Annotated in this window: 10 protein-coding genes; 3 read left to right on the forward strand and 7 right to left on the reverse strand. The window is 74.7% G+C overall.

The window, feature by feature from the left end; genetic code table 11:
• Nucleotides 1-181: 181 nt before the first annotated feature.
• The 6 genes from VGI02_RS20715 to VGI02_RS20740 form a co-directional block, all read right to left on the reverse strand.
• Nucleotides 182-922 carry an RNA polymerase sigma factor SigF gene (locus tag VGI02_RS20715; RefSeq protein ID WP_331630393.1) on the reverse strand — a complete coding sequence of 247 codons (741 nt, stop codon included), beginning with the start codon at nucleotides 920-922 and terminating at the stop codon, nucleotides 182-184.
• Nucleotides 923-1,023: 101 nt separating this feature from the next.
• Complete coding sequence (locus VGI02_RS20720) at nucleotides 1,024-1,530, reverse strand: ATP-binding protein (protein WP_331630376.1); 507 nt, start codon at nucleotides 1,528-1,530, stop codon at nucleotides 1,024-1,026.
• 129 nt (nucleotides 1,531-1,659) lie between these two features.
• Complete coding sequence (locus VGI02_RS20725; RefSeq protein WP_331630378.1) at nucleotides 1,660-2,085, reverse strand: STAS domain-containing protein; 426 nt, start codon at nucleotides 2,083-2,085, stop codon at nucleotides 1,660-1,662.
• A gap of 194 nt (nucleotides 2,086-2,279) precedes the next feature.
• On the reverse strand, nucleotides 2,280-4,373 hold the full coding sequence (malQ, locus tag VGI02_RS20730) for a 4-alpha-glucanotransferase (RefSeq protein WP_331630380.1): 2,094 nt from the start codon (nucleotides 4,371-4,373) through the stop codon (nucleotides 2,280-2,282).
• 184 nt (nucleotides 4,374-4,557) lie between these two features.
• Nucleotides 4,558-4,980 (reverse strand): hypothetical protein, encoded by a 423-nt coding sequence (locus tag VGI02_RS20735; RefSeq protein WP_331630382.1) that lies wholly within the window; start codon nucleotides 4,978-4,980, stop codon nucleotides 4,558-4,560.
• A gap of 293 nt (nucleotides 4,981-5,273) precedes the next feature.
• Entirely contained in the window at nucleotides 5,274-6,029 is a 756-nt protein-coding gene (locus VGI02_RS20740) for an ATP-binding protein (protein WP_331630384.1), read from the reverse strand.
• 108 nt (nucleotides 6,030-6,137) lie between these two features.
• Here VGI02_RS20740 and VGI02_RS20745 point away from each other — a divergent pair, with 108 nt between their 5' ends.
• Entirely contained in the window at nucleotides 6,138-6,644 is a 507-nt protein-coding gene (locus VGI02_RS20745; protein WP_331630387.1) for a proteasome activator, read from the forward strand.
• Between the two features lie 45 nt (nucleotides 6,645-6,689).
• On the opposite strand, the gene VGI02_RS20750 is transcribed toward VGI02_RS20745, so the two are convergent.
• Nucleotides 6,690-7,004, reverse strand: coding sequence for a WhiB family transcriptional regulator (locus VGI02_RS20750; protein ID WP_331630389.1), 315 nt, complete (start codon nucleotides 7,002-7,004; stop codon nucleotides 6,690-6,692).
• A gap of 273 nt (nucleotides 7,005-7,277) precedes the next feature.
• Here VGI02_RS20750 and VGI02_RS20755 point away from each other — a divergent pair, with 273 nt between their 5' ends.
• The gene (locus VGI02_RS20755; RefSeq protein WP_331630391.1) at nucleotides 7,278-7,679 is read left to right on the forward strand and encodes an STAS domain-containing protein; all 402 of its coding nucleotides are present in this window, start codon (nucleotides 7,278-7,280) and stop codon (nucleotides 7,677-7,679) included.
• A gap of 197 nt (nucleotides 7,680-7,876) precedes the next feature.
• The coding region (locus VGI02_RS20760; protein WP_414638336.1) for an ATP-binding protein at nucleotides 7,877-8,197 on the forward strand (321 nt) is incomplete at its 3' end.

Here is an 8,197-nt window from a genome sequence, read left to right on the forward strand (position 1 = left end):
AGGTGCCAGTCGTCGGGCAGCCCGTCGGTCGCCGAGTACTGGCACATCGGGGCGACCCAGATCCGGTTGCGCACGGTGGTGCCGCGCAGGGTGATCGGGGTGAAGAGCTCACTGGTCACGTGACGGTTCAACGACCTCGACGGCCGGTGGCTTCCGCCTTGTGAGCAAGGTCGGAGGCCACCTATCGCCCGCTCTCCCCGAGCCCGTCGCGGAGCTGGGACAGGGTCTTGGCGAGCAGGCGGGACACGTGCATCTGGGAGATCCCGACCTCGTCGGCGATCTGCGACTGCGTCATGTTCTTGAAGAACCGCAGCATGATGATCGTGCGCTCGCGCGGGGCCAGGTCGGCCAGCAGCGGGGCCAGCGACTGCTGGTACTCCACCTTGTCCAGCGCGGCATCGGCCTCCCCGAGCAGGTCGGAGACGGTGCCCGAGTCGGGGTCGTCGACGAGCATCTCGTCCAGCGAGCCCGACCGGTACGCGTTGGAGGCCTCCAGGGCCTCGAGCACGTCCTCCTTGGGCAGGTTCAGGTTCGTCGCGAGCTCGGTCGCCGTCGGGGCCCGCCCGAGCGTCTGCGACATCTGCGACATCGCCGCGGACAGCGTGACGTTGAGGTCCTTGAGCCGGCGGGGCACCCGCATCGCCCACGCCTGGTCCCGGAAGTGCCGCCGCACCTCGCCGGTGATCGTCGGGACCGCGTAGGACAGGAAGTCGGTGCCCCGCTCCGGGTCGTAGCGGTCGACGGCGTTGATCAGCCCGAGGGTGGCGACCTGCTCCAGGTCCTCCTCGGGCTCGCCGCGCCGCGAGAAGCGCCGGGCGATGTGCTGGGCCACCGGGAGGTGACCGCGGACGAGCTCGTCGCGCAGCTCCGCGCGGCGCGGGTCCCCGTCGGGCAGGGCCGCGTGCTCGGCGAGCATCGGCATGAGGTGGTCGTACTCACCCCGTGAGCCGCGCCGCTCCGGCTTCGCGGTCGCCTCCGGGGAGGATTCGGTCGTGTCGGTCTCGCTGTCGGCCTCACGAGCCGTCACGACAGTGGGGTCCCGAGACGCTCGACGGACAGTCTCAGGGCCAATCGGAACGGGTCTCCGGCCTGGCCCGGGGTGGCCGAGAGCATGCGGACGTCTCCGGCCAGCGTCGTGAGGACTCGCCACCCGAAGGAGTCGGTGTCCAACCGCTCCGCTCCGGTGGTCAGGACCGATGCGGTCACCGTGATGCGCTCCTCGTGGACGTTGAAGGTGCAGGTCAGGCGCGTCTCTGGACGGGCCAGCGCGACGAGGCTCGAGCACGCCTCGTCGACGGCCATCCGCAGGTCGGCCACGGCGTCGAGGGTGAACTCCGCGCGGGCGGCGAGATCGGCGGCGACGGTGCGCATGGTGATCACCGCTCGCGGTCCGGCCGGGACGCGGACCTCGACGTCCTCCGGTGGGTCGAACCGGTCGCCGGGCACGCCGGAGCCGCACGTGAGCCGGCCGTTCGTGACAGGGGGGTCGGGCCGGGCCACGAGCACCTCCTCGTCGGGTCCGCGCCGCACCCCGGACATCCACGGGGGAGCGCGTCGATCTCCGCGGCGCGGGCGGTTCCCCGGCCGTTCTCGGTCGCCCGTCGTGTACCCGAGGCCCCTGCCGACAAACCGGCGGTCACCGTGGAGCGGGGTGTCCGTCTAGTCCGGGAGGGATTCGTGACGGTCCGCTTCGGCCCCGATCGAGGCCGCCGAGGCCACCGCCGCGGCCAGGTCGTCGTGCAGCGTGAGCGCCCGGTCCAGCCCGGTGACGGCGAGCGGACGGCGCACCGTCCGGGTGGAACCCGCGAGGAGCAGCGCCGAGCCGCGTAGGCGCAGGTCGTCGGTGAGCTCGAGGAGCATCGTCATCCCCGCCGACGCGAGCAGCACCACCCTGGTGAGGTCGAGCACGACGGCGGGGGCGCCCGTCTCGAGCGCCCGCTCGACGCCGGCCCGCACGGTCCCGAGCGACTCGGCGTCGACGTCCCCGACAACCGTGACGACCGGTACACCGGGCGGGGCCTCCTGCACCGCCACCTCGGCGGCACCGGGCTCCGGAACACCGGCGTCGGGACGATCGGAGTGCACTCGGCCTCCAGGGGCACGGGCGCCCGCGGCCGCCCGGGGTGGACCTGGGCGCGGCGGGAAGCAGAGGGCACGACCGGACGGTCGGTGGGAACCGGAGGCCGAGGCTGGACCCCGCGGCAGGTCGCTGTGTCCGTAACGACGCCCGGCCGACCGGGGTCACGCACCGTCGGCGGCTCCCCGCCGTCCGGGTGGCTTCAGTGCCCCCGCAGCGCCTGCACGGTCGCGTGCACCCGGGGGTCGCGCAGCAGCTCCTCGGTCGGGAGCGGCAACGGGATGCGCCAGTTCGGGTAGGCGTCGGTGGTGCCGGGCAGATTCGGCTGGCGCACCTCGTCGAGCACGTCGGTGAAGGAGGCCAGCACGATCCGTGAGGCCGCCCGCGCCAGGGCGGCGTGCATCGCCGCGACGACCGCCTCCTCCGAACGGTCCGCGCCGAGCACCCCCTGGGCCACCAGCATCTCCTCGAGCTCGGCGCGCTCGCGGGCGGACTGCTCGCGGGCGGTGTCGGGGTCGGTGAGCAGCCCGGCGGCCTCCCGCGCCCGGACGTGCTCGTCGCGCAGGAACCCCACCGCGGTCGGCAGGTCGTGCGTGGAGATCGTCCCGAGCGTGGTCTCGGACCACTCCTGCGGCGGCAGCAGGTGGCCCTCGTCGTCGCGCTGGAACCACAGCACCGCGCACCCGAGCATCCCGCGTGCGGCGAGCCCCTCGGTGACCTCGGGCTCGACGGTGCCGAGGTCTTCTCCGACGACGATCGCCCCGGCCCGGGTGGCCTCGATCGCCAGGACGGCGAGCATCGCCCGGGCGTCGTAGGCGACGTAGGTGCCCTCGGTGGCGGGCCGACCCGGCGGGATCCACCACAGTCGCCACAGCCCGGCGACGTGGTCGATCCGCACGCCGTCGGCGTGGTGCAGGACCGCGCCGAGCATCTCGCGCAGCGGCGCGTAGCCGGCCTCGGCGAGGCGGTCGGGCCGCCACGGGGGCAGCGACCAGTCCTGGCCGAGCTGGTTGAAGTCGTCCGGCGGGGCACCCACGTGCACCCCGGGCGCGAGGAAGGACTGCAGCGCCCACGCATCCGCCCCGTCGGGTGCGCACCCCACCGCGAGGTCGGCGATGAGGCCGACCGGCATGCCGAACGTGGCGGCGTGGGCCTCGGCGAGCTGGCCGTCGAGCAGGTACTGGCACCACGCGTGGAAGACGATCCGGTCGGCGAGCTCGGCCTGCGCGGCCGGGATGTCCGGACCGTCGGGGGCACGGAGGCCCTCGGGCCAGGACCGCCACTCCGGCCCGTGCCGTTCGGCCAGCGCGAACCAGGTGGCGACGTCGCGCAGCGCCCGGTCCATCGCGGCGACGGCGACCCGGTGCTCGGCCGCCAGCGCGTCGTCGGTCGTGGCGTGCTCGGCCTCGTCCCCCTCGGCCGCGACGAGGAAGCCGCCCGGCACCAGGGGCGCCTCCCGGCCCGGGAGGTCCGGCAGCGCACCGACGGAGCCGGCGAAGGGGCGCAGCAGCGCGAGCGCGGAGCGCTTCGCGTTCCACACCGCGTCGTAGTCGATGAGGCCCTGCTGCTCCAGGCTGCCCACCGCGGGCTCGGCCAGGACGTCGGCGGTGATGTGGCCGGGGGCGAGCCGGTCGACGGCGTGGCGGACGTGGGCGGGCGCCGCCCGGTAGGCGGGCGTGGCCTGCACCCGCAGCGACACCGGGTGCAGGAAGCGACGCGACGACGGCGAGTAGGGGGACGGCTCGACGGTCGGGTCCAGGCGCAGGGCGTGCAGCGGGTTGCACAGCACGGCGCCCGCCCCCTGGGCGGACGCGGCGCCGAGCAGGTCGCGCAGGTCGGCAAGGTCGCCGCAGCCCCACGACTCGGCCGAGTGCAGCGAGTAGAGCTGGACCATCCAGCCCCACGTGCGCGGCACCTCGGGGAGCCGGTCGGGCGCGACGAGCACGGTGGACTCGGCGGTCCCGCACCGCAGCCGGTGGTAGCCGACGGGCAGATCGGTGGCGTCCAGCGAGGTGACCGACCGGACGCTGCCGTCCTCGAGGGTCAGTTCGCCCGGACCGGGCAGCTCGAGATCCGTCGGCGCCACGATCGTCGGTGGCAGGTCGGTGCGGGCACGCCGCGCCGCCACGGCGGCGCGGACCGCGTCGGGGGAGGACGCGTCGACGTCGAGGGCGGCGAGCACGTCGACGACGACGCCTGCATCGACCTCGACGATGCGCTCCGAGGAGTCGCGGTAGCGGGTCGCGACCCCGTAGGCCGCAGCGAGCTCGGCGAGGTCGTCATGGACGGGAGGCACCGGTGCTCCTCGGGAATCGGGCGATGGGCCCGCTCAGGATCCCAGGTCCACCGGCGACGGCGTTCGCCGACGCGCCGTCCGAACGCGGGGCACCGGCCCGGGTCCGTGCGAACGGCACCGTCGCTGCCGGAGAAGCGACGGTGCCGAAGACCGGATCAGGCCCTGTGGGGCCGGAGCAGGCGGCTCAGCTGCGCCGCGGGTGCGGCACGCGGGCGAGCGGGTGGCGCGCGGCCACCAGGCGGTCGGCGACGTCGGACGCGGAGGTCCGCGGCCGGCGCACGGTGGCGAGCGCCTCGATCTGCGTGCGGGTCAGCCCGACCTGGCCGGCGAGCGTCGCGCCGACGGTCGTCGCGGACCAGCCCCGCTCGAGCAGCAGGTGCACGAGAGCCAGGGCGGAACCGCGGTCCCGGCGGGCGCGGGAGACGAGGGGAGCGAGGTCGTCGGGGAGCTCGGGAGCGTGATCTCCGGGGGCGGGCGCCTCGGGCACGACGGCGGCGGTCGACGTCGCGGACCCGACCGGGGGCAGCGTCAGGGTGTCGGGGTCGAGACGGGCGGCGGGGACGGCACTGTCGGGCCGGGGGGTGGTGGGGTCGAGGAGCACGGTCACCTTCCGTTCGGGTGCAGGGATGCGGGTGGAGCGCTACCAGGATCGGCACGCTGTGTGACAGCCAAACACCGACCTGGTCACACGACGGTCAACAACCGGTGTCAAAGCCACGTGAATGTCGACGCCGTGCGACAGTCGGCGGCGTCAGGACCGGCGACCACCCTGTCGCCGTCCACCGTTCGGCCCAGTCCGTGCTCTCCGCGTCGGGAGCGAGGGGGCCTTCCGGTGCCAGCTACCCGTGAGACGCCCGGGATCGATCACCGGAGCAGCGCGGGTCGCCGAGGTCACACCGGTCAGGTGGCCATCTCCGCCCAGATGGTCTTGCCGTCGGGGTGGCGGAGCACGCCCCAGGCTCGGGAGACGGCCGCGACCATCGCCAGGCCGCGCCCGCGTGACGACGACATCGGCGGCACGTGCCAGAAGGTCGCCTCCGGGACGTCGTGACCCGCCCTGGAGCCGTAGTCCCGCACCGCCATCCGGAACGCGTCACCGTGCCGCTCGACCTCGACGACCGACGGGCTGAGGGCATGCTCGACGGCGTTGGTGACGAGTTCGGTGATGACGATCTCGGCGGCCTCGCGGACCTCGCTCTCGAGGCCCCAGCGCCGGCACAGGTCCCGGACCCGCGACCGGGCCCGCCCCGGGGCGTGCGGGTCCACGTCGAACCGCCAGCCGTCACGCAGGACGGCGGGCCGGTCCGCCAGATGGGAGAGGGCGTCGGCCACGTCGCCGTACACCGGTGCCTCCTCGGCCACCCGCGAGGCGGTCAGCAGCGCCGCGAGGGCGGGGTCGGGCGCGGCGAGCGCCAGGCGGGCGCTCGGCCAGCCGCCGGCGCGGGCGAGGGCCTCGGTGAAGGCGTGCACGGCCGGGCTGTGCCCCGGGTGCAGCCCGGAGACGTCGAGGACGACCCCGCCGTGCTCGACGAGCAGGTCGGCGAGCGAGGTGACGAGGGCGGTGCGGGTCGCGCGGTCGAGGTCGCCCCGTACCGACGCGACGACCGCGCCGCCCGACGGCGGCGCGGACCGGACATCCCACGCGAGCTTCTCCACGATTCACCTCGCGGCCGAGGTACCCGGGGTCGCGGGGCTCCAAGCCCTCGCGATCCCGCGGGGCCGTACCCCGCGCGGGCAGGCGGAGCGGCAGGACATGATGGGGCGGTGAGCGAGGAACTCCAGGAAGGCGCGGACGAGAGTCGCGCCGAGCCGCGGTCGGCGCTCGCGGCGGCCGCCGCGAGCGGGGCCGGGGACGGTGCGGGGACCGCGGAGCTGGTCGAGTCGCCGGGGGCGGTGATGCGGGTCGCCGGGATGGTCGGCAAGCTCATCGAGGAGGTCCGCCAGGCCCCGCTCGACGAGGCGGGTCGAGCCCGGCTGGCCGACATCCACGCCCGGTCGATCGCCGAGCTGGGCAAGGGGCTCGCTCCCGAACTGCGTGACGAGCTGGCGCGCATCTCACTGCCGCTGGGCACCGACGAGGTGCCCTCGCAGGCGGAGCTGCGGATTGCGCAGGCGCAGCTGCTCGGGTGGCTCGAGGGGCTCTTCCACGGCATCCAGAGCGCCGTGCTGGCGCAGCAGTTGTCGGCGCGGGGCCAGCTCGAGCAGATGCGTCGTGCTGTCCCGGGCGAGGCCCCGGTCGACGCCGGACAGGTCGGCGGCCAGTACCTCTGATCGCCGTCGCCCGGTGACGGGCGCCGGGGGTCGTCGGGAGGGTTCTCAGACCTCGAGGACGATCTCGCCCGCGGACGAACCGGTCAGGGGACGGCGCAACGCCGAGCGACGCTCGTCCTCGGTCAGCCCGCCCCACACGCCGTAGGGCTCGCGGGTGGCCAGGGCGTGACGACGACACGGTTCGAGGACCGGGCAGCCCATGCAGACCCGCTTCGCCTGGCTCGCGCGCTGCTCACGACGCGGGCCGCGCTCACCGTCGGGGTGGAAGAAGAAGCTGGAGTCCATGCCCCGGCACGCTCCGTGGAGCTGCCAATCCCACTCGTCGATGATCGGGCCGGGGAGCAGGCGGACATCGGCCACGGGAACCTCCAGGTCACGAAGGGGAGCGCGCGTGCGCGTTCCGGTGGGTCGGGAACGACCGGCCCACGGGGGGCGTCGCGGGAATAGCCGAACGCGCACTGCCACAAACCCGTGATTCGTCACTCGGTCGGGCGCGACCGTTCAGGCGGCGCCACCGCGGACCGCGCCCCGCACCCGCCCTGCGACCGTGCGTCGCGAGTAGGGTCCGGCCAGTGGGTATCGTGCGCCCGCACTGGCGCCGCCGAAGCCCAGATATCCAGAGGAGTGCAGTGCATGTCCGAGAGCGCAGGGAACGGGGGGCGTGAGGTCGTGGCGACCGAGGACGACTTCTCCACCGAGGAGCCCATGGGGGTCGAGGTCGAGCGCTCCGGCCCGACGTCGGTGATCCGCCTGTCCGGCGAGATCGACATGCTCACCACGCCGGCGTTGCGGGCGAAGGTCACCGAGGAGCTGGGGGCCGGTCTGTCGGTCCTCGTGCTCGACATGCTCGCCGTCGAGTTCCTCGGCTCCAGCGGCCTCGCGCTGCTGGTCGAGGCCCTCGACGAGTCGCGCAACCGCGGGGTCTCGCTCCGCCTCGTCGCCGACAGCCGACCCGTGAGCCGCCCGCTCCAGGCGACCGGCCTCACGGACCTGTTCCAGATCTTCTCGACCGTGGAGGAGGCGCTGGCCGCCTGAGGTGGCCCGCCCGACCCCCGGCGCGCGTGCCGGTGCGAAGACACGTGCGCCGCCACCGGTGGTGACCGGCGGCCCGTGCGCCGATACGGTGACGCAGCGGTCGGCGGAACCATCCCTCCGCCGGTCCAAGGTTCCGGCCCCGGACCGTCACCGTCGGACCAGCCCTACCGACCCGCCGCGAACGGAGACCCGCAGTCGTGCAGACGCCCGAACCCCAGCAGCGTGAGCGCGTGCCGCAGGGCCCTGCCCCGGGAGCTGCGACCGAGGTCGACGGGCTGTCCGGGACGACGAGCCTCGGTGAGGTGCCGAGCCCGGTCGAGGTGCGGGTGCACGCCGACCCGGCGCTGATCCCCTCGGTGCGCGCCGTCGCCGCCGACCTGGCCGCGCGCGCCGACTTCGACCTCGACGCGGTGTCGGACCTGCGGATGGCCGTCGACGAGGCCTGCTCCGCGCTGGTGCCGCTCGCCGCGCCGGGTGGTCAGCTGCGCTGCGGGTTCACCGTGGTCGACGGCCGGATC

This window comes from Actinomycetospora sp. (genome assembly GCF_036497245.1).
Lineage (GTDB): Bacteria > Actinomycetota > Actinomycetes > Mycobacteriales > Pseudonocardiaceae > Actinomycetospora.

Coding starts and splice junctions, on each gene's coding strand:
- VGI02_RS20715 (WP_331630393.1), bottom strand. CDS start 922: ATGCCGATGCTCGCCGAGCACGCGGCCCTGCCCGACGGGGACCCGCGC.
- VGI02_RS20755 (WP_331630391.1), top strand. CDS start 7,278: ATGTCCGAGAGCGCAGGGAACGGGGGGCGTGAGGTCGTGGCGACCGAG.